Origin of the sequence: Caulifigura coniformis (genome assembly GCF_007745175.1) — a bacterium.
Lineage (GTDB): Bacteria > Planctomycetota > Planctomycetia > Planctomycetales > Planctomycetaceae > Caulifigura > Caulifigura coniformis.
Genome location: NZ_CP036271.1, coordinates 4,708,135 through 4,733,958 on the forward strand (window position 1 = coordinate 4,708,135; position 25,824 = coordinate 4,733,958).

Genomic DNA, 25,824 nt, shown 5'->3' on the forward strand with positions numbered 1-25,824 from the left:
TTCATAAGGGCCATTGCGATGAAAGCTGCTGCTACTAGGCTCGCGTTGTGCGCGCTCTTGCTGATGCCCGCGTCCGCATCGGCCGACCTCATCCTCAGCTATGACGTTAACATCGTTCAAACGCAGGTGAACGTCGGCGATACGATCGACTGGCAGATCTTCGCAACGGTCAGCGGAACGTCGAACGTCGGCGGCAACTTCGGGCTCGCCCGCGCTTCCGTCAGCCTGCAGGACTCCTTCTCGGAAACGATCGCGCCCGGCACGATTGCCTCGGCTTTCAGCTTTCCTGGCGGCTATTCGTTCCCGAACGGCGGAGCGACAATGCCTTCCGGCCTCTATAACCTCGGCACGCTGGCGATCGAACAAAACGCACTGAACGCCGCCACCTCGCCAGGTTCTTACCTACTCGCCTCGGGACAGTATGTCGTCACTCAGTTGGGCGTACACACGTTGACGGCCCTCGCCGGCCCGGATCCCAGCACCTATTTCACCGCCGCTGGACAGGGGAACGGCGATGCCCTGATCTACAATCAAACGAACTTCGGCTTCGACACGGTGAACGCCGTTCCGGAGCCATCGAGCCTCGTGATGTGCGGCCTCGCGGCCTTCGGCGGCTGGCGGTTGCGTCGTCGCCGCGCGGCTCAGCGTGAAGCTTCCAACACGCTTTAGAAGACGGCTCTGTGAAGAGCGTCATCGCCGATCGACGGGACCCCTGAGATTCCCGCTCCATCGCGATTCAGATCGACCAGAACTGGGGCTGGGAACCGCATCGGTTTCCAGCCCTTTCTCATTGCGCGGCGCTCACCTCATCGAAGGGAGCGATGCCGCATGCCTGAAGCTGCGCCTTCAACGAGTTTCCAGAGGAGGCCGAAGCCGCGGCCAGTCCTCCGCACGGAAGCACCGCCCCGGATTTTAGGCGTCAGGCGCGCGCCGCTTGAAGTGGCGCCGCGATCGTGCAGCATGCACAAAGAAGAGAAAGAGAACTGGCGGCCAGCCCGGCCGTCAAAACGCTCGCCTCTCAGCACTCTTCGCCGGCGACCGGCAAGTTCAGAGCCTCACACGAACAGCAGGAGACCAGGAGCCGCTCCCGCTGGCTGCCCCTGCCCGGTCGAACTCAAGCATCCCGAGCGCATCTCAGAGAAGCAGTCGCCCGGTGCGACCGTTGAACCGGGAGAAACTTCAGCTCTGCTTCACTCGATTGTTGACGACGATGACATTCTCGTGCGCCACGGACACACTCAGGTCCCCCATCCGCGACATCGTCCGCAGAAACGCATCGCCGCACCCCGGCCGGAACCAGTCATGAAGCTCGATCACAAGCACGCGGGTCCGTTCCAGCCAGTGCAGGCACCCCTCGTCTTCGAAGATCTCCTTCTCCGCCCCCTCGATGTCCATCTTCACGAGGTCAATCGCAGGCCAGCCCCGGCGCTGCATGATCTCCGAGATGGAAACCCCTTCCACCGCCATCGCGGATTTCCCGCGGTCGGAGACAGACTGCACCTGGAAACCCAGGCTTCCCGCCTCTGCGGCGTTCGAAATCTCGACCGGCTCCGAGTGTGGCCAGACGGCGGCCTGCATCATCGTCACCTGCGGATAGGGACGCGTGTTCCGGCACGCGGCTGCGAAGTTCTCGGATTCAGGCTCAATGGCGACGATCTCGCACTCGCCCAGTTGCTGGGCGAAATAAACCGACGCCAGTCCGATATTGGCGCCGGCATCCACGATCCTCACCGGCCGGTGAGGGAGAATCGCCCCGTAGGCGAGGTTGATGAAGATCTGCTCGAAGACCAGCCAGTCTCCATGATTCGGCCGGAGGTGCAGTTCCTTGTAGAAGGAGGTCGGCCGCAGAATCACTTCCTTCCCACCAGCCTGCAATTGATCGAGCCGGATCGCGTTGCGTGGTCCCACGCGGGGATTCTTGCTGAGTTTGGCGACTTCAATCAACCTGCGAAGCATCGCTCGGAACCTCCGGCCTTCCCAGTTGCTCAACCCTCTCGTCACGGCCGCGCCCGTCGACCACCGTCGCGGCCGCGCGCCGTTCGGAAGTCCGGCCCGTCAGGGCCGCCGCCTCATCATCCTCATCCACCTGTTCATTCGGCGCCGGCCACCGACGTCCGGCCTGTTCCTCTCGCACACCACAACGAGGCGCTCGGCCCCTTCGGAGACTATCGCCTCGTGTCTTTGAAGATCCCGTTCACGCCGCAGGTCGCGATGCGTGCATAGCCGGCGCTGCCCATCAGCGATTCGATTCTCTGGTCCACATCGGAGGTGTTCGCCTCCACCACGGTCAGAACCGGCCGGAATCGATCCCAGTCGTTGCTCTTCAGAATCTCCTCATCCCATCCTTCGGCATCGACGCTCAGCAGGGCGAACTGCTCCCTATTCTCCGGGATACACTCGCTCAGGATCGTTCGCAGCGTGAAAATCGGCTTGTAGGCGATGCGGGTCAGTGGAATGCCCCCCGCGATCCGCATGTCCGCGTCCTCTTTCGAGAACGTCGAAAACTGGTGGGACGCCAGCTCGTAGAACTTCGCCAGCCCGTCGCGGGGTCCAATCGCGGTATTGAGCACAATGTCCCGCGGACGATACCGCAGATGCATGGCACACAGGCGATCGGTCGGCTCCACCAGCACTCCGCTCATGCCGTTGGCGTACAGGCGGAATGTGTTCGACAGCCGTGCCGGATGATTCGCGCCGACATCCACGTAGTACCCGTTCTTGAACCACGGCGAGAGTTCCCTCATCAGCACCTCATCTTCGCCGTGCTGAGACCACGTTCGCCTGCCGCACCATTCCTGCCCCATGGCGGTCGGAAGCGCCATCTCGGCGTTCAGTTTGGCGGATGCCGCCAGCGAGGAGGAGCGGGTAATCGCCCTGGCCATTCGTCTTAACATGAATCCCTCGAGTGATGATCCGGTTGGCAGTTCGACGCGGCCAGCACCGCTCGCCACGCTGCCACGCCGGCGGATTGACTGAAGTCCTTCAAATATGCTTCCCGTGCCCGTTCGCCCATCGCGAGCCGGGCTTCCCGATCCGAGACAAGCAGTCGCAGTTGATGGCACAGGTCCTCCGCCGTCTCCGCGGCGATGCCCCCGCCCGTCCTCTGAACATCCATTGCCGCCTGGCTCGCCAGGGGGCCGAGAAACGCGACCGGCCTCCCCAGAACCATCACGGGATAGATCTTTGATGGACTGCAGGTGCCCAGCATCTCCCGAGCGAGCGAGGCGAGGTGGACATCCCCGCAGGCAAGAAAGGTCGGGAGGTCTCGGCGGTCAACGCGGTCGTGAAGCACGACATTCTTGGCGGATGTCTCCTCCACCAGGCGTTGCACTTCGCCAAGGCCCGGTCCGGAGACGGCGAACACGAACTGCACGGTTTCATCTTGGAGGAATGGACGAATCGCTTCACACAGCGTGCGGAAGTCATGCCACTGGCCGGCATAGCCCGAGTACATGATCGTCACCCGTTCCCGCAGCCCGAACTTTCGCCTCGCCGCTTCGGAATCGATTCTCAGGGCCGACCATTCGTCATCCGCCCATGTCCTGATGAGATGCACCTTCTCACGCGCCGCGCCCCCGCGAACGAGCACATCCGCCATGCATCGCCCTAACGTCACCAGCGCATCCATTCGGCGCAGTAACTTCATATTGAGGCCATGCATCAGTCCAGAGATCCGGCTTGCAATCGCACGTCCAGCCTGATGGCGGCTCACCTGTTCAGACGGGAGATCCATTACCCAGGCGACGCATCGCGCTCCGGTTCTCCGGCGGATGATGAGCGCGGCCAGGGCACAGAAACGCGGGCTGTCGAGGCAGATCACCGCGTCGAATCTGGCCCTGCATTTCAGCGCCCATCCGCAGAAGTACATCAGCAGGCACAATTCTCGAAGATGACGTTGCAGCCGCCCCGAGTTCATGAACGAATTGCACTTGTGAACGGTGACCGTTCCGCCGTTGTTCCGGACCTCGTGCTGGGCCGTGGCGTTGCTCGAGAGCACTTCCACGGCATCGCCGCCGTCGGCCAGGCCCTCCGCCAGTTCGGCCGCCAGGTGGGCCGTCGCCGCCCAGCCTTTGCCAAAGGAATTACAGAGAAGAAGGACTCGCATCAGGCTTCCGCTGTCGCTGCGATCGTTTTCAGGGGGCCGGTCCGACGTGGATGTGTTGCGCCGTCAGGCCCGTGTTTTCGCAACGATCTGGCCCGAGCTCGACATCTGCCAGTAGGCCGCTTCCAGGCGTTCCGCGATGCTGTCCCAGGTGCAGTTTTGCTTCACCCATGTCGCCCCGCGGGCACCCATTTCTTTCCGCTCCTCACCGGTCAGTGACAGCAATCGGCGCAGCCCCTCTGCAACCCCCTCCTCCGTCGGATCAACGATCACTCCGCAGCCGATTTCCTCGACGATCGGCATGTGGCACGGACCGCTGATCAGGACCGGCAACCCCTTCAGCATCGCCTCGATGATCGCCATCGAGAAGCCTTCTTCAAACGACGTCAGCGCGAAGATCTCCACTCCGGCGAATGGATCGAAACTGTGAGCCCCGGACGATGTTGCTTCGATCACCACCGAGCCGGAGACATCCGGCTCCGCGGCCCGATCCCGCACGACTTTTTCGTACGCCAGATCCTGTTTGATGGAAGCAACCAGCAGCCGCGCGCCGGGAAACTGTGGGCGAACGCGGGCAAAGCCTTCGAGCAGCTTCACAATCCCCTTCTTCGGATGCAGCCGGCTGTGAAACAGGATGATCTCTCCTCCTCCGGCGAGCTGCGGATGCATCGTTCGCTGTTCCGCCCGCCCCCCCGAGCCCTTGTCGGCCGTTTCGAGAAAGACGCCGTTTCCAATCACGAACGGCGTCCCCGACAGGGACATGTCCGATGTCTCTCCTCGTTCCAGTTCGTTCAGGAAGTGCACTCCATTCGCCCGGGAGAACGTCGCGAGCGTCCTGAAGACCAGTGATGCGATCCGCTTTTTCCATTTCGAGCGTCGCCGAGACCACCGGTCGAGCATCCCATGCGGGGTAAAGAGCCAGGGAATGCCCGCGGCCGCCGCTTTACGACCCGCATACGCCAGGCAGTGCTCCCACACGCCGTGAACATGCAGCACGTCGAATTCACGAACGTGTTGATCGATGAATCGATTGAAGTCAGGACTGAATCCGGCCGCTCTCGGACGGACTCGCTTGAATAATTTTAGCGGGAGGTCGCTGCCGCCCGCCCGGCGGACACTCTCGGACCAGAACTGCCGGACTTCCTGTTCTTCCTCCCCGTCAATCATCGCCACGACAGTCGGAGAATGACCGCGGCCTGCCAGGGCCACGGCATGTCCGATCACCACGCGCGGGGGCCCGCCGGTTCTCGGATGCATGTCGGGAGCAACGATCAGAATCTGCATTGGTTTCTCGGAACTCCAGCCATCTCCGGGAATAGCCGGCTGCACCAGGTCGTCGATTTGACTGGCCGCGATGTCACCGCGTGTCGCTGAACGACCGACCGCTGGGGATGTCATGAGTTAAACGGCCTTTGACCGAGTGCTGCGGAGCGCCGTCTGAACGGCGTCGACGAGCCCCTCGCCGAAACGCGACACCGGCAACCCCTCATTCAAATGCCGCCGCGCCTCGAGCCCCATGGCGCTTCGCCGGTCGCCAAGATCACTCAGCCTGCAAAGGCTGTCGGCCATCTCGCTCACCGATTCCGGATCAAAGCCGAATCCGGTCACGCCTTCAACAACCAGTTCTGGAAAGCAGCCGCAGTTGCGGGACACCGCCACGGGAACGGCTGCCGCCATCGCTTCATTCACGACGAGCCCCCACTGCTCATGCAGGGCCGGATGGACGAAGGCATCCGCGAATCCAAGCCAGGGGATGATTTCCTGCCGCGTCAGGAATCCCGGCAGATGAACGACCTCCTTCAACCCGCCCCGCTCAATCTGCGACTCGAGTTCCCGCCGGAGCGGGCCGTCTCCCAGGATCACCAGTTGATGGCGAAACTGGTCTCCCTGGCGTTCGCGCGCCATCTGGAACGCGTCGATCAGGCGTCCCAGGTTCTTCCGGGCCATGAAGCGGCTCGACGCCAGAAAATAGGGGGAGGACACCGCGGTGGGCCGCAGGTTCCCGCCACGCGCGGCATCGACGTCGGCCGCGAACCCCTCGTTGTCGACGAGATCGTATCCGAAAAAGATCTTCTCTCCCGGCATTCCGAGCGACTGCAGATACTCCGAATGAAGCACTCCGCCCACCAGCGCCGAGTCGAACTTGCTGATCCACAGGACGGACTTGATGCGCTCTTTCCACCATGCGCGCGGCGCGTCGTCCCGGTGGCTCTCGCTCATCAGCACCCGTGCAACGTCGTTTTTGCGGCACCATTTCAATGCCTGACGCGCAAAGTCGAATCCCCATCCCGGGACGGCGACCGCATCAGGCCGCAGCCGATCGAGAGCTTCGGTCAGGAGGCGCGGAGAACTGAGTCGCGGCTGGTTTCCGGCCTGGAATTCCTCGAGCGTCGTCACATAGTCGGGAACGTCAACGGCTCCCCACGGATGCTCCGACGTCGTCGCGACAATCTGGATCGCCGCCAGCTTTCCCCCGATCGCCTCCAGCGCCCTGCGGGCGCTCTCCAACCTGGCGATGTGGTAAGGACCGATGTTGTAGAACAGGACGACGACGTTCACAGCCACAAGCAGCCTTCAGATTCGACTTCGCGTCCGGAATCAGACGCGACTGAACACCATGGTGGGACACTGGGAGTTCATCCGGTATCCGCACGTCTCCAGGAATTGAACAATGTCCGCCGAAGAGCGGCCGCGTCGTTCAAGCATGTCGTCGTGCAGTTCCAGCGCGATGTGTTCGACCACGCCGCTGATGAACACGTCCTTCGATCCCAGGATGGCCTCATACTCGAAGCCCTCGACGTCAATCTTGATCAGACGCACCTTGTTAATCCGTAACGCCCCGAAAAGATTCTTCAGCGTCGATTGCAGCACCACCTGTTCTTCCCCGGAATACCGCGTCGCCCGCAATAGCCCTGAGCTGCCGGTATTGACGTCAGGGCTCAGTGCCAGTGTCGCCAACCCATCCGAGTCCGAAATCGCCCTTTGAACAACGAGCACGTTGCGCAACCCGTTTGACGTGATGTTGCGATGCAAGACCCCCTGAAGCCGCGTCTGGGGTTCGATGCAGACCACCTCTCCTGATGGCCCAACTCTCTTCGCGGCGATGATCGTGAAGTAACCCTCGTTTGCCCCGAGGTCGACAAACGTGTCACCTTCGGAAAGCAGTGACGTCACTGTTTCCGCCATCTGTGGTTCATACTCGCCGTCTCGAAGCAGGGAATCTCCGAAGTTCGACGCGGGGTCGATGAAAAACTCGCCCGCCGCCGTGCTCACGCCCCGCCGCTGGACACGCAGCACCCGCTTGAGAAAGGAACCTAGGAACGCCGGCCGAACCCGCGTCAGCCAGTGATATCGTTGTGCGCTCATCGTCGCTGCCCGCTCCACATGCCCCACCGCAATCGACCTCGATTGCGAACTTACTAACTGTGTCTCCGGACGATACCGGCCCGTCTGGCGCGTCGCCAGAACTTTGTCGACACTCCAGGTCGTCCTAAGCAGCCTTCTTTGTATCGCGCATTGTCACCATCCGCTCGTAGAACTTGATCCCCACCGCCAGGAACACAATCGGCCACAGATCGAACAACGTCATCCCGCGGCCCAGGTGTGGGATCTTGCCAAGCGCGGCCAGTACCAGTCCGATCCGAAGCATGCGGTGACCACCGGAGGTCAGCTGCTTGCACAGCCACCAAAAATACAGCACCAGCAAGACAGCCGGCGCAACCGGACCGGCGTACAGGCCGAAATTGTCCACTCCCTGGCCGATCAACCCGGTGGAGATGGTCGCCACCGCCTGCCCTTTGAACGGACCGCTGGTGTATTTGCCCACGCGAAGTTCAGAGAACTGCTGCCCCGGGAATGGCTTGTTCTTCCAGATCGATCGCGGAACGAAATTGAGCGCGCACTCGAGGTATTCTGCCCCCCACCGGACATGCATCTTCCCGGAGTTCATGTAGCGGTTGAGATAGATCAGTTCCTCCGCCATGTTCCGGCCCAAGTGTCGCTTCTCGACAACCTGCCCCAGCGCCCGCTCTTCTCTCCCAATCTCGTCAATGCCTCGATCGCGGTATTCGAGCATCACGATCATCGTCAGATTGATCAACAGACCGACGACGCCGACGAAGACCGCTTTCTGGAACAACGTCCATTTCTTGATGAGTAGCACCGCCAGGATTGCCGGCACGCAAACCGAAAGCAGGACACTCCGCGTCCCGGTACAGACAAACATTGGCCATGTCAGCAGCATCATGAACAGCATCACGCGCCGTCGCGTGGTGTTTCGACTCACCACATAAAAGAACCCGAACAGGCTGCAGACAGCACGGTAGAGATAGTCGCCGCTCGAAACGAGAAAATCGAAACTCCCACCGAATCGGCCGCGATGCCACATATATGACGAGTAGTTGGACCGCGCCTCGACCGGATACAACGCCGTCACAATGTTCCATTCGACTCGGCTCAGTCCGTACACAAACAGCACCGCCCAGGTCACGAGCAGAACTCTTTGCAGGGCTCCGTGGTCAAGGTCCTCCACCGAGAACTGTCGAAGCGCTTCCGTCTTCGTTCGAGGAACGAAATTGAGCAGCGCTCTCAGCGCCAGGAGGAACACCGTGGTCTGCAAGAAGGCGAACGACACGCTTTCCGGAGGAAAGCGTGCGTAATCCTTCGGATACATGAACGGGTCCATGAGATACCAAAGGGCCACCGTCAGGTAGACGACGGAAGCCATCACGTTTCTCAGCAGGTGCATTGCGGCGAAGGCGTTCGCCAGCAGTAGCCCCAGCACGCCGCACGTCATCCAATAGGTGAACGGAAGCTCGAATCCGCTGATTTGAAACGGGTTGTTCATGAAGGAAGAAATGCCGCAGACGCGAAATCCCCGCGCCGACAATGTCGTGAGAGTTCGATCAACATGCAGATCGTGAATTCAATCGAGTGATTGCCCATCGGCTCGCCGGACAGGGACGGGTGTCGGCGACCCGGTCGGTCGCTGCAGGCGCCCAGCCGTCTCGCACGACAGTCGGGGGCGATCAACGTGTCACCCGTTGCGGGGACACGGACGAAGTCAGTCGCTCGCCCAGGTCCGCGATTCGCAGCTGTCGCCGGTTCCGCATTTGCTCGCCCATTTCGTACAACAGGGCCGGCTGGTCCAGGATGCGTTTCACCGTCTGAACAATCGCTTCAGGAGACACCTCTCCGAGCGTCAGGCCATTCACTCCGTCGACGACGACGTCGCCGCAGTGCCGGGAAACGATCAGGGGAAGGCCGAAGGCCGCGGCTTCCAGCTGGGTCAGGGCGAATCCGTCCGAATGCGTCGGGAGAATGAAGACATCGGAGCGACGGTAGAACTGTTCGGTCGTGCTCCGGGCAACTGGTCCGACAACGTCAATCGAAGGTTCAGCCGCCATCTGTTCCAGAAGTGTCGAATCGCCGCCTCCCACAACCAGCCATTTCACGGGTTCATTGCGCAAGCTCCGGGCTGCCTGCAGTAGCTCGATGACCCCTTTCCGCGCAATCACCTGCCCGAGAAACAGGATTTGAAGCGGCGACGCCTGGGTGAATCGCGTTGGGGCATCCCGTGGCGGCGATGTTAGTGTCTTGCTTTCAAATGCCAGCGGGATCACCGCGATCTTGTCGGAGGATACGCCGCGCTGGACAAGCGCGGTCCGGCTCCATTCCGAGTTGACGACGATCACATCCGCCAGTTCATGTTCGACGTTCCACCGCTCCCAGTACTCCGGGCTGGGCCGTGGCGGACGCGCAAGCCCATGCCGGTCATGGATCTGCTCGACAAGGTCCTGCTCAAATGGCCCCGGATCAATCTGTCCCAGGACCAGCCTGGAACTCCCTCGCGCCTTCTCGAACACGTCGAGCGCCGCGTAGCTGTAGGAGAACACGATCTCGCCCATGTCGATCGTTGAGGCCAGCCGCCCGAATCTCTTGTTCCTCGCTTCGATCAATGGCCAGCCACGGATCCCTTGCCAGCGGCTCATCGCCTCGAAGGCCAGCATCGGACCGTTGAAGCTGCGCACCGTGCGGGAGGAGATTTCGGGATGCGAACGGTCACCCAGGCTGCGAGGCAGGAATCGCCGGCCGGCCCCCTGGAACCACAAATCCGTCACCAGCCGCGTCGACACCCCGCGCGCGAGGAGCGCGCGTGGAATGGCGTAGTGCTCGCGTGCCCCGAGTTGAAACACCGACCAGGCAGGACGCATGCTCTTCACGGCCCCGCCGGCCTCACGTCGCCCAGGTCGCGAACCGGACTCCCGACGACGAGGTGATTTCCCGGCACGTTCTTGTTCACGATCGCCCCGGCCCCCACGACGGCGTTGTCTTCGACGGTCACTCCCCCGAGGACAACCGCATGCGCGCCGATCCAGGCGCCATTCCCGATCACGATTGGTCGAGTTATCAGCGGGAAGGATCGCTGCCGGGGATCGTGACTGCCGGTGCACAGATATGCCCCTTGAGAGACGCAGCTGTTCGGGCCGATCGTCACCGCGTCGAGGTTGTCGATCCACACTTCTTCACCAATCCAGCAATAGTCCCCGATCGACAGCCTCCAGGGAAACTTGATGTTCACATGCGGCTTGATGACGACGCGCTTCCCGATGGAAGCGCCGAACTGCCTCAGCAACACGCGCTTGAGCGACGACAATGGAAAATAGCCGCTGTGAAAAATGAACTCGTTGACCAAGTACCACAGCACTCGGCGCGGCAGCCCGGCGCCGGGTGTATAGCTCCCCTTCTCGTACGTCCCGAGGCGGAGGAAACTCTCCGGGTGAGCGTCGCGGTGAGGCGCAGACACCTTACACCACCCCCAACTCGGCCAGACACGTCTGCGCGTTCGCTTCCCAGGAATGGTCGCGGCGATATCGCTCCCACTGCGGCTGAGACGGGTTCTCGAGTTCTGAACGGATGGCGACCGCCAGCGCCTTTTCGCAGTCCGGCTCGCAGAACGTCCCGAGGTGGTACTCCTCCACGTCGGGCTGCAGCGGACCTCCGCCGGCCGACGCGACGACCCGTCGCTCAAAGCGCACGGCCGCGCTGAGAACGCCGCTCGCCGAGCAGAACTCCCGGCTGTACGTGATCATCGCGATGTCGGACGCATCGAAGTAACTGAAAACGTCTTCGTCCGGCACGAAATCATGCACCCAATGGCATCGCCCGGCGACGCCAACTTCCTCGGCCAGTGCGTGATACTCGGCAATGGGACGCTGTGCTCCCGACTGCTCCCGTCCCACCACAAGCAGATGTGCTTCCGGGAACTGCGCCAGCGCGCGAATGATCAGGTCCAGATTCTTCCCGTCGCGAATATGACCGAACGACAACAGCACGGGCGCCTCGGACGGCAAGCCGAATTCCGCCCGGTGCTTTCCCCGATCGGCCTTTCCAAGTTGATCAGAAGTATCGAGCAGGCCGTGCCGGATGGTCACCCGGTGCAATTGCCGCGACGGCCGCCCCGTATCGATCGGCCCCTCGCCATGTACGAACGCGACGTCGATGAACGAATAGGCCTGTGACACGGAGAACTCGTGCCAGAGTCGCGGCCCCACCACGAAATCGCGCTGCGGATCGTGGACGATGACGCCAAACCGCGTCCCCTGGCGATGAAGCCGTCGCAGCGACCCCGCCCACATCGGCGAAAAGTACTCCGAATAGGCCGAGATCAGCACAGCGGGCGCGTTCACTCGCCGGACCGACGCCACCAGTTCCTTCACTTGGCTAACCGCCTGTCGGACAAACGCCAGTCCCCTTGAAACGCGTGACTTCCCTGGCTCCGACTCGGGAAGTTCCTGCACCTCAATGAGCGGAGAACTCGGAAGTCGACGGACGACGGACTTCGAACCGATCACATGCACGCGGACGCCACACGCGGCAATCGCCGCCACCTGCTGCGCCGCATAGATGCTCAGCCCACCTTCACCGACGGGCGCGAAATAAACGAGCGTCTTCTGACTCATGGATTCAAAACCAGGACCGGGAGGATGATGGTCCTCCCGATTCGCTACCGAGGGTGACGACATCGTGGAGTCGGCTTACAGACCGGTCAGGTCGTCCAGCCAGGCATCGACGAGCACGAGTTCCTTCTCCGGGAAAATCTCCGCCTCGACCAGCCGTGCATAGCAGCTCCGCATGTTCTTACCCACATTCTCCACTCCATCCGACAGCGGCAGTTCGGCCAGCATGTCGGTGATGCGACGGTTCAGCTGGTAGCCAGGGACTTCGTCATTGAAGTCCCGAGTCAGGTCATGCATGTTCCGGTCCTGGAACACCTCGGACGCGTGAAACACGACTCCCAGCTTCAAGGCCCACAGGCATCGCTGTGCGACGAAGCTCTTCCAGATGTCGCACATCCGGAACGAGCAGTAGCTCGGGATATATAGGAGTGGGAATGCCGTCGGCCACCACCATGTCGACTGCGTATTGAACGGACACCAGTTTCCAGGGGGCAGATGGACGCTCCGTCCACGATCAAATTCGAATGCGTGGTCGAGCACGAGCCGCCAGATCGCATCGACGTCCGGAGAGCCGTCGACCAGTCCCTGCTGGATGGGCGCCCTCACCGGGGACGTCACGGGGATGAGTTCCGGAACGCCTTTCCGGATCTCATCGAGAGGCAGGCCCCGTGGCCAGATATTTTCCTTCGAGAAATACCGGTAAACGTTCACCCAGCGTGCGGGAGAGATCTCTCCCACGCTGACGACGTCGCTGAGCTGTTCCGTTCGCGGCTGCCAGCTTGGAAGGGGCGCATTGTCATCGTCGGTCTCGTAAACGCAGCTCGCCCCGGAAGCGATGGCCTGCAGATACCCGATGTTCTTTCGCGCGTAGTGACCGACAGGCAGGGCATTTCCCAACTTGAACGGGCCCGCCTGCTGAGCGGCGAGGTCCAGAAAATCGACTGGCCATTCCGAGGCCGAGCCTCCGTCGAAGCGCTTCGGCCCCTTCTTGTCGCCGATCACAACAAGACGGCCAGCCGCCTCAGGCAGCCGCTTCGCGAGCTTCCGGACGCAATCCGTCGGTTCCTGGATCGTCGTAATGACTGCATATAGCATCTGTCAGCATCCAATCGAAACTGAAATGAAAGGCGCGGGCGGGCGAGGTCACGATGTCGCGAACGAGTTCGGCGACCTGTCGCCCGAGACGATCGCTGCCCGGCGTTCGGAGTAAAGTTGTGGAGTCATTTCCCGGAGTCGTTGCCGACACGATCGACACGCGGTCCCGCCACGCAGCAGGCCCTTCAGGTAGCCAACCGACGAATTGAACTTCGTCCCATAGACGAAGGCGAGGAGCCGGAACATTGGCCAGTCGATTCCCTCGCGTTTGAGAGCTCCCCTTGCCTTCTGCAGGCGGGCGATCCGTGCCACGATGCTCAGCACCGCGACAGTCAGCAGGACCAGGCAAACCGCTCGGGGCCAGCCGACCAGGAACAGCGCTCCCAGGCCCCCGCCGACCAGACCAATCACCTCGAGCAACAGCCGTCCGGCGATCAGGCTGTGATCCTTCATCCGGATCGCCGCCTCGCCATCGCCCAGACCGTATCGCGACGCCTCTCGCAGAAACGACTTCAGACGCTTGTGACGATGCCAGTAGCAGCGAATGGTCGGCGCACTGCTGCGCGGGACTTCCGCCTGTTCGATCAGGTAGTGGAACACCGCATCGTCAGCGGCCAGTGTCAGGTCTTGCGGATACTTTCCGAGCGATTCCCACGCGGCCCGCCGATAGGCAATCGAGCGTGAGGAGCTGTAAGAATCGGGAGTCGCCTCGAGGAATTGGTCTCCCTTGAGCCCCCATTCAGTCATCGCCCACGGACCTTCGAGCCCTTCACGTTTTACCCCCCAGCTGCCGATCACCAGGTCGCACCCGGCATCGTTCCGCAGCGGAGCACTCAGCTCTTCAATCCACTCCGAGTCCCACTCGCACCCGATATCCGTCGAAACGATCAACTCGCAGCCGGCCATTTCGATCGCGAGGTCACGCCCTCGCGCAACATTACAGCCAGTCTCTTGGTGAATCTTCAGCTGAAATCCATAACCCTGGGCGTCGGACGCTTCAGAAAGTAGCTCCCAGGTCCCGTCGCGTGAACCACCGTCGACAATGATGACTTCCGAAGGCTGGAGAGTTTGTTCCCGCATCGATTGAAGGAACTCCGCCACCCCTTTGCGGTCGTTAAAGACAGTCGTCACAACAGCAATCATCGCTGATCCAGTCTCGCTCATCACTTCACCAGTCGCAGTCGGCGCGAGGCGCGGTACGTGAAGTCCAACAACTCGGCCGACATCCGCTGGAATGCGGTCACCGATCCCAGCCGCCTCGCATTGTCCTTCAGCAGCGTCTTCGCATGTCCCTGGTGATGCAGGGTCGCCAAAGTCACGCTCTGCCCGTCCGACATCGTCGCGCTCGGCGTCCTGCCGTTCCAGCCGAGCTTCTTGAAACCCTTTTCGTCCGCTTCGAACCCCACGAACTCGAACAGCGAGCCATCGAATGGGTTCACGCCGAATACCTCGTCATAGGTCCCCAGCACGTCGGGATGCTTCTCCCGGAACCATTGGAACATGGTCATGTCCGAAACCCCGCCACCTCCGTACTCAGCCATCTTCCCGGCGAACACCGCTTCCATGCGTGGTTCCCACTCCCGGTCCCGATACACCTCCTCGACAAAATCGCAAAGCTGCCTCAAAGCCTCCCGACGATTGACGAAGCACAGATGGGCCGACACTCCGTCAAACATCAGGCCGAAAGACGCCGTCTTCTGCACATAGGGCGGCAGGTTGTCAACGACCAGGATATCCGTATCCGCATAGACGAAACGCTCGAAGCCATGGGCCGCGGCCACTTCGTGCAGTGTGAACCAACGCTCGATACAGATCCGTTCGAACGACACTCCCAGCGAACTGTGATGTCGGTAAATCTTCCCGAACTCCGTCGCACGCCGGCTGTACTCGCCGGCCAGGTATGTCCGGGCCCCAAGGGCTTTCGCGACCTGACAGGCAAACCTGTCGCCGACGAAATGCACCCGCATGCCGCTGTTTCGAATCGCGGTCTCGATCGCATACGGGATGTACCACGAATATCCCGAATGCACGAAAAACAGGTCACCGCCTGAGTCGGTCGTGTCGGTCATCGCCCCTCTCCAGACCGGCTGCGGCCACCCAGGAACTTCAACGGCGCCCGCACAAACCCCTGGAGTCGCTTCAACCGGTTGACGCGCCGAATCCCAAGAAAGTTTCGAACCGCCAGGCCGGCGCCAGCTCCACCGTTCAGCGCGACGCATTTCGCCAGCCACACTTCCGCTCGCTCGAACGCTGCGTCCGCCTGAACGCGATCCCCCGCGTCGAGAGCCCGGTTGCCGATCGATTCCCACAGCCGGCAGAGCGCTTCACACTGCCCGGCCGTCGGCTCCAGTCCTGATTTCTCCAGATGCGCCAGATTGCTGGCAATCACCTGCTCCATCGCCGCGGACCACTTGGGCAGGTCACGGAAGCAATCGCGGGCATTCACCGTTTCCGCCCGATAAATCGCCGTGCATTTCTTGGAGAACGCGATTCTTCGACCGCGGAGCACCCGAAACCAGAACGCCGTGTCCTCGCCCGCATACCGGTCCAGTTCGACAGGCCAGATCTGCTCTCCAAGCACGGCTCTCCGGACCAGCCCGCAGTGAGGAGGCCACGGGGCGAACGCGATCGACGTTTCGTTCAACCCGAACCCGCCAGTCCCACACACGCTCGTATCGACGACGCGCCCTGCCTCGAGTTGGATCTTCTCGGGTTCAGCACGGTCGGCCTGCACGTGCAGGAAATTGCTGACGGCGATGTCGGCCCGATCCGAATCCGCAAGTGCGACGAGCGACTCCAGGTGGTCTCGTTCCAGGAGGTCATCCGCATCCAGGAACAGGGCGAACTCGCTTTGCGACTCGTTGAGTCCCAGCTGTCGGGCCGCCGCCGGACCGCGCACCTCTGCGGGGGCCTGCAGGAGTCGAATCCGATGATCTGTCGCGCCGAACTGTTCCACGATCTTCGGGCCATCGTCGACGGAATGGTTCTCCACAACCACTGCCGTCCAGTCCGTGAACGTTTGCGCCTGCAGCGAACGGAGCGTCTGCGCAACGTACGGTCCCTTGTTGTGAAGTGGCATCACAACAGCAACACGGCAATTCGGCGCGACGGCATTCACGTCTCGAAGTCCTACTGCAGTCCGCAAAGCTTCTTCGCCACTCCGATGCATTTATCAACCACCCGCTGATCCCAGCTCTTCGGCGGATTCACATACGGAGGGGGAACCCGGTCGTCGTAACTCCAGGTCCGCTCTGCCGAAACGTGGTAGTGGCACACGCGGAGCCGCCGGAACGGATCACTGATCCGGTATCCCACTTCCTGCAGCTCATGCGCCAAACGGCTGTCGCATCCCGGCTTCCCCAGTGGAAACTCCAGCCACATCCCCGGCCGCGGCGGACCACGAAACACCCATGCGTCCTGCATCGCATACCGCACAGGACGCTTCGCCCGCTCTTCCGCCCAGTTGATCCGATAGGGAACCAGCGATTTCATGTCCCGGCGCGAAAGGCAGTACGCCTCGCCGGCCGGCGTCTTCTTGAGCTTCGCCGTCGTCGAAGGACAGATGAAGCAGTCCGAATTGATAATCACATTCACGTCATCAGCGCCGGAATGAAACGCCGCGGCCGCGAAGTAATCAGCGACCAGCGGACGCCGTTCCACCTTCCAGTAAACGAGCTCCGACGGCTCGTGAATCTCTGACGGCTCCGCCAGGACGATCATCCGAGTGATGTTGGGATCATCCAGCATCACGCCCATGCACGACAGAACCTCGCACGCCCGCCGCGGGTTCTTCGGCACGTAGTAGTTGTAGTAAACGTTGACCTGCGACATATTCTGTTTCGACTGCCGAATCGTTCGTCTCACTCCACTGGAAGGTAGGGCTCATACCTCGGCCGCCACCGTTCCCATCGTCGGCCGGCCCGTGATCGGAAGCCCCTGCGGGCCAGCGAGCCGCCGCTGTCGCCACGGCCTCCTCAGGCCACGCCAAGTCCACTCAACCCCAGAAACTCTTTGCCGTACTCAACCACCAGCCGCCGATATGCGTCCACCGCCGCTTGCTCCCCCTCGACCGACAGCGGCGCCTGCGAATCAAAAACCCGGAGAAGCTGGTCCGCGAAGTCCTGCGGCAACGACGGATCGAAATACACACACTCCGGCGCCGCCTGTTCACGATGCACCGCAATGTCCGATGCCACGATCACCTTGCCGAGCGCCCGCGCCTCTTCCACGCCCGTATTCCAACCCTCGAACAGCGACGGCTGAACCAGTCCGCAGCAACCCCGCAGGAGCTGCAACTGGTCGCTCTTCGGAATCAGCCCCAGCAACCGCACGTTCGCATGCAGCCCCAGCCGCTGCACGGCCGAAAGCACCTCGTCCCCATAGGCCGGCCGGCGAGCATCATGCAGACGCCCCGTCATCGCCACGCAGATCCCCGGCCTCCGCTCCACCGCGATCTTCAGCGCCTCGAGCAGTCCCAGATGGTTCTTGTGCACCCAGAACTGGTTCGACACCAGCAGGAACCGCTCCGGAAGGTGATACTTCGCCACCGTTTCGGCCGGTGATCGCGAAAACGTCTCTTTCGGGACACTCACCCGGAACCGCACCACGCGCACCTTCGGGGCCACCCCCGGCGAAAACGCTTCGAGGTCCTTCTTCACCGCTTCGCTCGAAACAATGATCATCGGAGCGTTGTCCGCGATCCGCTTCATTCCCCAGTCCCGCAGTCGCAGTTCATGAGCTTCGAAGTATTGCGGGAGACGGAAATGCTGCAGGTCCGGAATCCACGCTGCCGAGTCCGTTCCCGCGTCGTCGCGAGTTCCGTCGAACGGAAACACGAACCGGAATCCCTCCCGCTTCGAGACCGCCGCCAGCCCCTTGTTTCGGACGCGCAAGCCCAGCTTCCTCGCGATCCGCACGCTTAACAGGTGATCGACCGACAGGTCTTCCGGCATCAGGCTCACGTCGGGAATCGACTTGAACGCCTCGACGTTTCCCGTCTCCCCCGGCCTGTGCAGCAGCGACATCGAAACCGGCGAGCTCAATTCCCGCGCCGCCGAAGAGATCGCCAGGATCAGGTTCCGGGTGTACTCCAGACCTCCCACCCACTGCGCTCCCCCCTGCAGCACGACTCCAATGCGATGACCACTCATACGTGAACTGCCGCACTCCGATACCAGCGGACGAACTGCTTCACTCCCTCTTCCAGCGGAACGGCCGGCCGGAATCCCAGCGACCGCACCAGCCCGATATCCGCCTGCCACCGACACGGCGTCCCCGAAGGAATTTTCCCGTCGAACTGCACATCGATCGGGCTCGGAAGTTCGCGAACGAGCAGCCCAGCCAGCGTGGCGATCGTCGTCTCTTCGCCGCTCGCCACGTTGTAAGCCTCCCCCTGCATCTGTCCGTTCGTAACCACCGCCTCGACTGCACGGGCCACGTCACTCGCGTGGATGAAATCCCGCGATTCGCTCCCGGTTCCCTGCAGGCGGATCACCGGCCCGCGATGAGCCTTCTCCATGATGTCCCACACCACCTGCTTCCGCAGCCCGTCGCCATAGGCGGAAAATACCCGCACAATGGCCGTCCGCAGCCCTCGGGCCCGGGCCGCGTTCTGCACGATCGTTTCCGCCAGTTGCTTGTTGAGCCCATACGGTGACAGCGGCGACAGGGAACAGAGTTCCCCCACCGGCAGCGTCTCCGGCTGACCATACACCGCCGCACTCGAAATCAGCAGCAGCTTCGCTTCCGGCGCATCGTCGGCCACCGCGTTCACCAGGTCCTGGCTCAGCACCACGTTCCCGAAGAAGTCGCACTCTGGATCGGCAAACGACTTCGGAACCGAAGCGCTCCCCGCGGCATGCACGACGCAGGTCGGCCGAGTCTCCTTGAGCAGGCTCGCCAGTTCGCCGAGAAACTGCGCCCGTCCCGTCCCGTTCGATCCACTGTAGGCGGCGCTCGCCTTCGGAGCGCGGACCACGGTCGTTCCGCGCTCGCGGAGGTGCTTCTCGATCCACGTCCCCAGGAAACCGGAAGCTCCGGTCAACAGGGTCGTGCCCAGCGGTTGATCTTCGGCCAGCGACATCGACAAAGGCTACAGCGCTTCCGTCTTCCCCGTCCGCACATCCACCACCGGCAACCCGCGAATCAGGTCCAGTCCCTCGAGCGAAGTCTTGAACAACAATTGTCCGGATGCGTCGCGGGTCTCCCGGAACTTTGCCTGAACAAAGCCCTCTTTCGGAGTTAGCACCCGCAACCCATGCGGGAGTGGCTGCTTAACGAAATACGCATTGTTGCCCGCCGAGTTACAACCAACGAACCCATAGCCACGAGACTCACCAAGCTCAACCAATGCGGACAAAGACGCACCGTAGTACAAGTGGCTCGGGTGCGCTTTCGACCGCACAAACGCCGGATCATACGGAACAGTAATCGCCCGATCCGGACCGAATCCTGCGTTGTACTCCACGATTACTGTGTCTGGCTCGCAGCAGTTAATTGCCTTCCAAACCCAGTAGTCGTTTCCGTCAATGTCGATGTGCAACAGCCCCAACTTCCCGCCGAATCCGCTGGAACTGAGCAGTTCGTTGACGTTCTCTGCAGTCACGAACGCCAAGTTCGCGGTCAAATCGTGCCGCCACGCGGCATCGGACCTCTTGATCGTCTCGACGTTCGAGTCCGATCCATCCATCACCATCCCCCGCCAGTTCCGCTTCAACAACAGGAAGCGCGTGTTTGATTCCACGTACGACTCCACGCCAAATTCGACGAACGTCTTTGACTCTGGCTGTACGAGGTCCATCAGGTAACTGATGATCCCGTCGTCCCCAAACTGCGAGAAGATACGAAATTCATGGTCTGCGAGTGTATCTGCCGGCTTCGGGCTAATCTGCGCGGCTCGAATCTCGCCAAGCACGATAAGCGCTCGCTCCATTGCGGCTGCCTGCGTCCGCAGTTGCTGTTGAACAGTAGTCAAGTCCGCGCGAAGTTCATCACCCGCAACGATGCCCATCCGTGTGAGAATCTTCTTCAACATTATTCGCTATCCAAGCACGTAAAGTTCAACGCGGGACGTCCATTGACGAACTGGCTACCGACTGCAGGGGCATCCCCGAATCGCTCGACTATCTCCAGCCCAACCGCCATCTGACTGCGAGACGTACTCGACGAATCGCACTTGCACACTTCCACAGCGCTCTTCCCGCCCTGCTGGTCATCGCCAATGACGCACGCTCCCACACAAGATGGTCGCGCGAGTCAGTGCCCCCAATCCCAGTGGCAATCGTCGCGATCTCTGACACCGAGTAGGGAACGCCTACCGGCCGCACTGTCTTGCCGATTTGGCAGTCGGAGAAGGGAAATTCACCCCACACCGCCGCTTGCCCGTAGTCCAGGTATTTCCACCAATGCTCCACAATATTTCCAACGACCGTCTTACACGCGTCTGGGTCCCATTCACGCCTGCCGCATTCCGCATAAGCCCGAGCAAATTCATCCACTGCTGAATGAACCGTTTGTATCCCCCACGACTGCAACCGTGAACTATCCCCAAGTATTGGGCGGACTATCCCGTCGACCCTTTCATAGCCCTTCGTGGAGCCATGAGGAGCCGTCCCAAACATCTCCATCACTTGAGGCAGGAATGGGTAGGAGCTCAACACACGAAGATCGCGCGGATTAAAAAGAAATGCGTCGCACTCACCAGCATCTTCGTGAATCGCCTGCAATCCGCAATACAACCCTTGCAGCCTCTCACCGGCCAGAGGGGTCAACAACCGTTTCAACGATGCCTGTAGACGTGCATGCCAACCCAAGTCCACAACAGCACATCGCTCCCCGTCCTCCAAACCTTCTTGCTTCAGATATCCTTCGACACTCGCGCGCCTTCTGTGAGCTGCTTCTAGGATGTGCTCCTGCACATTCCTCCGGAGCAGAATGCTCTTCAGCACACTTAGCGACTCATCGTCAATCGGTTGATGCCACCATTCCCCAGGCTGCGCGCCCTCACACTCGCCTCGAATCTGTTCGACACTCACCCCTACCCGCTCAAGTGCCCGCGCTAGCGTCAGCCCTGACGCCCGATCCAGCATCCAACTTGGTGACTCGTCCCAATGGTCATTGATTGCTGCTAGATGCCACGCTTCTCGACTACCGTACAGATACCTTAGATCTAGGCCGTACTTCCTTTTGCCCTCCAACACTTTGGCAATGCGGTACAGTAGGTACCCATCACGAGCCACAAAATACAGGCGCTGAAGTCCCAGACGTTTTGCCGTTTCCAAGACCCATTCGGTGTAAAGCGTCAACACCGGTGCCACGCCGCTCGCGCCCGTGTCCCACAGAATTCGCTGCCGCGTATCATGCGGGCCACCTAAGCGAACGCGCCTGCTTACACCGGCCAAGATTGATGAAAGCAGTTCAACGTCGCCGCCCCGCCCCATTGCCGCTTCCAACCCGTTCAGGAGTGCGTCAGCAACGTGTACGGCCTTGATCCCCTTCTTTGACGGCATCAGAACGTCGGAATGTAGATTGTCGCCGTAATGCACGACTGATCCGGCTCGTACACCACAATGCTCCAAGACGACATCAAACAGTTCGCCACTGGCCTTCGTCTTCCCTTGATCTGCACTTACGAACAACTCGTCGGTCTCAAGCATCGCTCCCGCTTTTCGCAGCATTTGGGCAATGTCGTTCTTGGGCAAGTACATATCCGACACGAACACAACGTGTGCGCCCCTTCGGCGCTCATCCTGAATCAGCTTCATCGCCACAGGATTCGCAAATATTGATTGCGACTCAACCTCGATCTCAGCGCGAAGCAAACTCTCGCGTTCGCTATCGCTCAAGCCGGTCGCGGCTTGAAGCACGCGATAGATTTCTGCGAGCGTCGGGTTGCCACCGGTTTCTGCGGAAGCGGCCGCTTCAGCCTCCTTACGGCGTCTTGCGAACTCGCGTCCGACATCCGCGTTACCCGACAGCTTGCTACCCGAGACAATCTCGTCAAACAACGTCGATGGCACCGAAACTCGGCGCACAAGAACGGTATCGAAGACGTCAAACGACGCGATGCGTGTGCTGGGCCGAATCACGATCTCACGGCGCGGCACAAGACGTTTGGCGAGAACGAGATTCTCGACAGGTCGTCAACCGGACCTATCTCAACCTCATATAGCCAACGCCAAAGCTTAAAAACCACCCATCGCTTCAAGCTCAGAGTGAAATGCTTGCGCACGTCAGATCGCCATATTCGTAACGACGGCCTTAGTGCTGGACTGTAACCGTCAATGACAATGTCAGAGAACGAGGCGTTCCGTAGGACATACGAGAGCGAGTGTTCGGTGAAGCTGCAGTGGTGTGTGTGATCGATATAGCGATACCGCGCCGCGACGGGCGAATTTGCGTTAGGCACTTGCAACACGAACGCCCCTCCTGGGCGCAATGCGTTGTAGATCGCCCTGGCCATTGGAATATGGCAGCTAACGGGAATGTGCTCGAACACATCAAACATCGTGACCAGCGAGAACTTGCCGGGCCTCGACTCCAGATAAGCAAGCGAATCTTCCACGACTTGAGCATTCAGGCCCGCTCGCCTGGCCGCGGCCACTTGCTGGGGGTCGACATCAATCCCGACGACATCCTTGTACCCCAACTGCTGCAGGGCAAGTAGCATAAATCCCATTCCGCAGCCGATGTCGATCGCCGCACCTTCCGCCTTCTCAGGAATTCGTCCCTTCAAGATGGCCTTGTACCCGTTCGCCATCATCTGTGCGTGTTCGGGCGTCTCGTTGTGCCAAGTCCGGTAATGGAGAGAGTAATCCGCCGCGGCTTGCAAGTCAGACACCTTCAGGTCGCTCATACGTTCTCCACATTCCCCGAGGCTGTGGATGGCCTCATGAATGCAATCGGTCCCCAATTGTGAGCCCAAGTCATCAGGTAACCATCGGCGCTGACCTCTGGCGACACTTGGAAGTGGCCGATGTTCGAGAGGATGTCGAAATCTTGATGGCCACTGTCGTTGTCACCAATCCCTGTTGCCACCGCAAAGTAGTACGACCCGGGGGCAAGGCGGTGCTCAGCGAACTTGAGGATTATCTCGACATCGGAACCTGCTGTACCGCCGGGGAGTGGCGCGGTAAACCAACTGCCCACCGGTACGGAATCACTGCGGAAGATCGTCGCACTTATGCGGAACTCCGGCAGATCGCCTTTCAAATGAACGCGTACCTTTAGGTAGATGGGCGAGCCAAATGGAACACATTCCTCTGGCGAAACATCGAAATTTCTAAGTTCCGCCAGCTGTGACAAGTGCTTCCATTCCCCTCTCGAAATCTCGCTCAAATCTGCATGATCGCGGGTCTCGTTTAGCGAGCCGTAGAGCGTTACGCCCGTCGTCGTGTCGCCTTGGTAAGCAATCCCGCCCTTGTTCAACACGAGGCATGAGGTCGCTAACGATTGCACACTCGCCATGTTGTGCGAGACGAGGAGGATCGAACGCCCACTCTTGCCAATCTCCTGAACCTTTCCCATGCACTTCCGTTGAAACGCAACATCGCCGACTGCCAAAACCTCATCGATAATCAGGATCTCGGATTCGAGGTGGGCTGCCACCGCAAACGCCAGACGCACCGTCATCCCGCTCGAATACCGCTTGATCGGCGTGTCCAGGAACTTCTCGATCCCCGAAAACTCCACGATCTCGTCGAACTTCCGCTCCACCTCACGCTTCGTCATCCCCAGGATCGTGCCGTTGAGGTACACGTTCTCCCGGCCCGTCAGCTCCGGGTGAAAACCGGTCCCCACCTCCAGAAGGCTCGACACCCGACCTCGCAGAACCGCCCGACCGCTCGTCGGCTCCGTGATCCGGCTCAACAGCTTCAGAAGCGTGCTCTTCCCGGCCCCGTTCCGGCCGATGATCCCCACGACCTCCCCTTCCGCCACCTCGAACGACACATCCCGCAGCGCCCAGTGCGTGTCCGCCTCGTCCGACGCCTCGCCGAACGTGTTCAGACGACGCAGCCTGCGGAAATTCTTGAACGGAGACTTCAGCGCCCCCACCGCCGCTCCCGCAAGCGTGGTCGCCCCCTCCTCCCTGATGCCAATCCGGTACGCCTTCGACAGCTTTTCGACACTGATGATGGGAAGCGACATCTCGAACAGTCGTCAGTTCAGCTCGCGGACTTCAGGAGCGTCATCAATCCAGCCCCGCGCAACCGGGCGCGTCAGGTGGAGGAACATCAAATGCAAACTCGACTCAAACCGGACCAGATCACGCAGTCAGCCGCCGAAACAACCGTCCTGCCCACTGCGTGTCACACATGTCACACATGTCACACATGTCACAGGTCCAAAACTTCAATGTCTCAGACGGCTTTTCGCTGTCACAGGTCTCGTCACAGGTCTTCCCCCGGGGGCCGGCCTCCGCGACAGCGAATGTCCACGCTCCCTAGGTCACGTCGGCGATCAGTCGCTCTCGCCGTCGGAAGTACCTCAGGCCCGTGACCAGGGTGATCAGCGACGTCACCGTCCCGAGTGCGATCCAGCCGAACGGCATCGGACGCGTTCCCAGCAGTGCCGACCGGAATCCCTCGATCACCCCCACCATCGGGTTCAGCGCGAACACCGCCCTCGGCCAGATCGTCCATCCCCCTGGAAGGGTCCACGACTCCGGAATCATCGAAGTCGAGTAGATGACCGGGTTCGCATACAGCATCAGCTGCACCAGGAACCCCATGGCATGATTGATGTCCCGGTATTGCACGGCCAGGGTCGCCAGCCACAGCGACACGCCCAGCGCCGTCACGGTCATCAGCAGCACCAGGTAGGGCAGCATGAGCACGCCCCAGTTCGGCGCGGCGCCCAGCATCAGGATCACCCCCAGTCCAACCACCAGCGCAATCAGGAAGTCGAACAGCTTCGCCCCCACCTCCGTCATCGGCAGGACGAGTCGGGGAAAATATACCTTCGAAATCATCGCCGCGTTCGTGACAAGCGTTCCCGCTCCCCCCTGGACGGCGTTCGCGAAATACGTCCACGGAATCAGGCCGACCAGGCTGAACGCGGCGTAGGAAACCCCGTCCGATTGCAGGTTGGCCAGGCGACCGAACAGCAGCGTGAAGATCACCATCTGGAACAGCGGCTGGATCAGCGCCCAGCCCAGTCCCACCGCACTCTGTGCGTAACGCACACGGACCGTGCGCCACGTCAGCAGCGTCAACAGGTCCCTGTAAGACCACAGTTCGTGGAGGTCAGCCGCACCGAAACGCCGCGGCGCACCAATGACGACTTCATAGCGGGTGTCGACAGCGCTCGATTTCCCATCAGGAACCGGCGCGGACACGGCGATTTCAGGCAGCTCTTGAATGACCACGTGAGAGTTCGGGTCCAGTGAGATCGTCCGAGCATCCGACTGCGGACACTCCGTCACGGCCGGCGAGAGCGAGGCGGCCAGGAGCAGCGGTCGCCGCAATAGGCGCGCACTCCGTTCCTTTGGGTGACACCACCCGCGACTGCGTAACCTGCTTTATTTACACAACTTGCGCACAATCCACGAGAAACGGCGCGCGTGCGTGCACACATCAATCTAAGACGGTCCCCGAGCACCGTCAATTTTCGACACGCGGCGAAGGCCGGTTCTTCCTCCCCCGCTGGCAAACTCTGGCAGTCACGCAAGGT

Annotated in this window: 23 protein-coding genes; 1 reads left to right on the forward strand and 22 read right to left on the reverse strand. The window is 61.0% G+C overall.

The annotated features are described in order from the left end of the window. Positions 1-18: 18 nt before the first annotated feature. Positions 19-669 (forward strand): PEP-CTERM sorting domain-containing protein, encoded by a 651-nt coding sequence (locus Pan44_RS18885; RefSeq protein ID WP_145032202.1) that lies wholly within the window; start codon positions 19-21, stop codon positions 667-669. 510 nt (positions 670-1,179) lie between these two features. Here Pan44_RS18885 and Pan44_RS18890 read toward each other — a convergent pair. From Pan44_RS18890 to Pan44_RS18995, 22 genes are all read right to left on the reverse strand, one after another. Beyond that, complete coding sequence (locus Pan44_RS18890; protein ID WP_145032205.1) at positions 1,180-1,956, reverse strand: FkbM family methyltransferase; 777 nt, start codon at positions 1,954-1,956, stop codon at positions 1,180-1,182. A gap of 209 nt (positions 1,957-2,165) precedes the next feature. Next, positions 2,166-2,894, reverse strand: coding sequence for an FkbM family methyltransferase (locus tag Pan44_RS18895; protein ID WP_145032208.1), 729 nt, complete (start codon positions 2,892-2,894; stop codon positions 2,166-2,168). Further along, positions 2,888-4,105 (reverse strand): glycosyltransferase family 4 protein, encoded by a 1,218-nt coding sequence (locus Pan44_RS18900; protein WP_145032211.1) that lies wholly within the window; start codon positions 4,103-4,105, stop codon positions 2,888-2,890. Before Pan44_RS18900 ends, Pan44_RS18895 begins: the two co-directional genes overlap by 7 nt. A gap of 63 nt (positions 4,106-4,168) precedes the next feature. Beyond that, positions 4,169-5,386, reverse strand: coding sequence for a glycosyltransferase (locus Pan44_RS18905; RefSeq protein ID WP_197453467.1), 1,218 nt, complete (start codon positions 5,384-5,386; stop codon positions 4,169-4,171). Positions 5,387-5,503: 117 nt separating this feature from the next. Further along, positions 5,504-6,667 (reverse strand): glycosyltransferase family 4 protein, encoded by a 1,164-nt coding sequence (locus Pan44_RS18910; protein ID WP_145032215.1) that lies wholly within the window; start codon positions 6,665-6,667, stop codon positions 5,504-5,506. Positions 6,668-6,700: 33 nt separating this feature from the next. Continuing rightward, positions 6,701-7,468: an FkbM family methyltransferase gene (locus Pan44_RS18915; protein WP_145032218.1), complete on the reverse strand. Its 768-nt coding sequence runs from the start codon at positions 7,466-7,468 to the stop codon at positions 6,701-6,703. Between the two features lie 124 nt (positions 7,469-7,592). Continuing rightward, entirely contained in the window at positions 7,593-8,948 is a 1,356-nt protein-coding gene (locus tag Pan44_RS18920; protein ID WP_145032221.1) for a hypothetical protein, read from the reverse strand. A gap of 181 nt (positions 8,949-9,129) precedes the next feature. After that, on the reverse strand, positions 9,130-10,314 hold the full coding sequence (locus Pan44_RS18925) for a glycosyltransferase family 4 protein (protein WP_145032224.1): 1,185 nt from the start codon (positions 10,312-10,314) through the stop codon (positions 9,130-9,132). A 5-nt stretch (positions 10,315-10,319) separates the two neighbouring features. Continuing rightward, complete coding sequence (locus tag Pan44_RS18930) at positions 10,320-10,907, reverse strand: WcaF family extracellular polysaccharide biosynthesis acetyltransferase (RefSeq protein ID WP_197453468.1); 588 nt, start codon at positions 10,905-10,907, stop codon at positions 10,320-10,322. Between the two features lies 1 nt (position 10,908). Beyond that, the gene (locus tag Pan44_RS18935; RefSeq protein WP_197453469.1) at positions 10,909-12,063 is read right to left on the reverse strand and encodes a glycosyltransferase; all 1,155 of its coding nucleotides are present in this window, start codon (positions 12,061-12,063) and stop codon (positions 10,909-10,911) included. Positions 12,064-12,138: 75 nt separating this feature from the next. Beyond that, on the reverse strand, positions 12,139-13,155 hold the full coding sequence (locus Pan44_RS18940; RefSeq protein WP_145032232.1) for an STELLO glycosyltransferase family protein: 1,017 nt from the start codon (positions 13,153-13,155) through the stop codon (positions 12,139-12,141). Between the two features lie 48 nt (positions 13,156-13,203). Then, positions 13,204-14,319 carry a glycosyltransferase gene (locus Pan44_RS18945; protein WP_145032235.1) on the reverse strand — a complete coding sequence of 372 codons (1,116 nt, stop codon included), beginning with the start codon at positions 14,317-14,319 and terminating at the stop codon, positions 13,204-13,206. Continuing rightward, positions 14,319-15,224: a hypothetical protein gene (locus Pan44_RS18950; RefSeq protein WP_145032238.1), complete on the reverse strand. Its 906-nt coding sequence runs from the start codon at positions 15,222-15,224 to the stop codon at positions 14,319-14,321. The genes Pan44_RS18945 and Pan44_RS18950 overlap by 1 nt, the downstream gene beginning before the upstream one ends. Then, the gene (locus Pan44_RS18955; protein WP_197453470.1) at positions 15,221-16,234 is read right to left on the reverse strand and encodes a glycosyltransferase family 2 protein; all 1,014 of its coding nucleotides are present in this window, start codon (positions 16,232-16,234) and stop codon (positions 15,221-15,223) included. The genes Pan44_RS18950 and Pan44_RS18955 overlap by 4 nt, the downstream gene beginning before the upstream one ends. Before the next feature lie 50 nt (positions 16,235-16,284). Further along, positions 16,285-17,019 carry a hypothetical protein gene (locus Pan44_RS18960; protein WP_197453471.1) on the reverse strand — a complete coding sequence of 245 codons (735 nt, stop codon included), beginning with the start codon at positions 17,017-17,019 and terminating at the stop codon, positions 16,285-16,287. Positions 17,020-17,129: 110 nt separating this feature from the next. Next, on the reverse strand, positions 17,130-18,305 hold the full coding sequence (locus tag Pan44_RS18965; RefSeq protein ID WP_145032247.1) for a glycosyltransferase family 4 protein: 1,176 nt from the start codon (positions 18,303-18,305) through the stop codon (positions 17,130-17,132). After that, a complete protein-coding gene (locus Pan44_RS18970; RefSeq protein WP_145032250.1) occupies positions 18,302-19,237 on the reverse strand; it encodes an NAD-dependent epimerase/dehydratase family protein in 936 nt (311 codons plus the stop codon). Before Pan44_RS18970 ends, Pan44_RS18965 begins: the two co-directional genes overlap by 4 nt. Before the next feature lie 9 nt (positions 19,238-19,246). Then, positions 19,247-20,188 (reverse strand): hypothetical protein, encoded by a 942-nt coding sequence (locus tag Pan44_RS18975; RefSeq protein WP_145032253.1) that lies wholly within the window; start codon positions 20,186-20,188, stop codon positions 19,247-19,249. A gap of 88 nt (positions 20,189-20,276) precedes the next feature. Continuing rightward, complete coding sequence (locus tag Pan44_RS18980; RefSeq protein ID WP_145032256.1) at positions 20,277-22,259, reverse strand: HAD family hydrolase; 1,983 nt, start codon at positions 22,257-22,259, stop codon at positions 20,277-20,279. After that, on the reverse strand, positions 22,238-23,008 hold the full coding sequence (locus tag Pan44_RS18985; protein ID WP_145032259.1) for a class I SAM-dependent methyltransferase: 771 nt from the start codon (positions 23,006-23,008) through the stop codon (positions 22,238-22,240). Before Pan44_RS18985 ends, Pan44_RS18980 begins: the two co-directional genes overlap by 22 nt. Further along, a complete protein-coding gene (locus Pan44_RS18990; RefSeq protein ID WP_145032262.1) occupies positions 23,005-24,300 on the reverse strand; it encodes an ABC transporter ATP-binding protein in 1,296 nt (431 codons plus the stop codon). Before Pan44_RS18990 ends, Pan44_RS18985 begins: the two co-directional genes overlap by 4 nt. Positions 24,301-24,595: 295 nt before the next feature. Continuing rightward, positions 24,596-25,618 (reverse strand): ABC transporter permease, encoded by a 1,023-nt coding sequence (locus tag Pan44_RS18995; protein WP_197453472.1) that lies wholly within the window; start codon positions 25,616-25,618, stop codon positions 24,596-24,598. Positions 25,619-25,824: the final 206 nt, after the last annotated feature.

Excerpts from the sequence above, each read along its gene's own strand:
- Pan44_RS18985 (WP_145032259.1), bottom strand. The coding sequence starts at position 23,008 with ATGAGCGACCTGAAGGTGTCTGACTTGCAAGCCGCGGCGGATTACTCT.
- Pan44_RS18915 (WP_145032218.1), bottom strand. The coding sequence starts at position 7,468 with ATGAGCGCACAACGATATCACTGGCTGACGCGGGTTCGGCCGGCGTTC.
- Pan44_RS18965 (WP_145032247.1), bottom strand. The coding sequence starts at position 18,305 with ATGAGTGGTCATCGCATTGGAGTCGTGCTGCAGGGGGGAGCGCAGTGG.
- Pan44_RS18940 (WP_145032232.1), bottom strand. The coding sequence starts at position 13,155 with ATGCTATATGCAGTCATTACGACGATCCAGGAACCGACGGATTGCGTC.
- Pan44_RS18955 (WP_197453470.1), bottom strand. The coding sequence starts at position 16,234 with ATGCCACTTCACAACAAGGGACCGTACGTTGCGCAGACGCTCCGTTCG.
- Pan44_RS18945 (WP_145032235.1), bottom strand. The coding sequence starts at position 14,319 with ATGAGCGAGACTGGATCAGCGATGATTGCTGTTGTGACGACTGTCTTT.
- Pan44_RS18920 (WP_145032221.1), bottom strand. The coding sequence starts at position 8,948 with ATGAACAACCCGTTTCAAATCAGCGGATTCGAGCTTCCGTTCACCTAT.
- Pan44_RS18950 (WP_145032238.1), bottom strand. The coding sequence starts at position 15,224 with ATGACCGACACGACCGACTCAGGCGGTGACCTGTTTTTCGTGCATTCG.
- Pan44_RS18895 (WP_145032208.1), bottom strand. The coding sequence starts at position 2,894 with ATGTTAAGACGAATGGCCAGGGCGATTACCCGCTCCTCCTCGCTGGCG.
- Pan44_RS18925 (WP_145032224.1), bottom strand. The coding sequence starts at position 10,314 with ATGCGTCCTGCCTGGTCGGTGTTTCAACTCGGGGCACGCGAGCACTAC.
- Pan44_RS18975 (WP_145032253.1), bottom strand. The coding sequence starts at position 20,188 with ATGTTGAAGAAGATTCTCACACGGATGGGCATCGTTGCGGGTGATGAA.
- Pan44_RS18900 (WP_145032211.1), bottom strand. The coding sequence starts at position 4,105 with ATGCGAGTCCTTCTTCTCTGTAATTCCTTTGGCAAAGGCTGGGCGGCG.
- Pan44_RS18990 (WP_145032262.1), bottom strand. The coding sequence starts at position 24,300 with ATGTCGCTTCCCATCATCAGTGTCGAAAAGCTGTCGAAGGCGTACCGG.
- Pan44_RS18885 (WP_145032202.1), top strand. The coding sequence starts at position 19 with ATGAAAGCTGCTGCTACTAGGCTCGCGTTGTGCGCGCTCTTGCTGATG.
- Pan44_RS18890 (WP_145032205.1), bottom strand. The coding sequence starts at position 1,956 with ATGCTTCGCAGGTTGATTGAAGTCGCCAAACTCAGCAAGAATCCCCGC.
- Pan44_RS18905 (WP_197453467.1), bottom strand. The coding sequence starts at position 5,386 with ATGCAGATTCTGATCGTTGCTCCCGACATGCATCCGAGAACCGGCGGG.
- Pan44_RS18970 (WP_145032250.1), bottom strand. The coding sequence starts at position 19,237 with ATGTCGCTGGCCGAAGATCAACCGCTGGGCACGACCCTGTTGACCGGA.
- Pan44_RS18935 (WP_197453469.1), bottom strand. The coding sequence starts at position 12,063 with ATGAGTCAGAAGACGCTCGTTTATTTCGCGCCCGTCGGTGAAGGTGGG.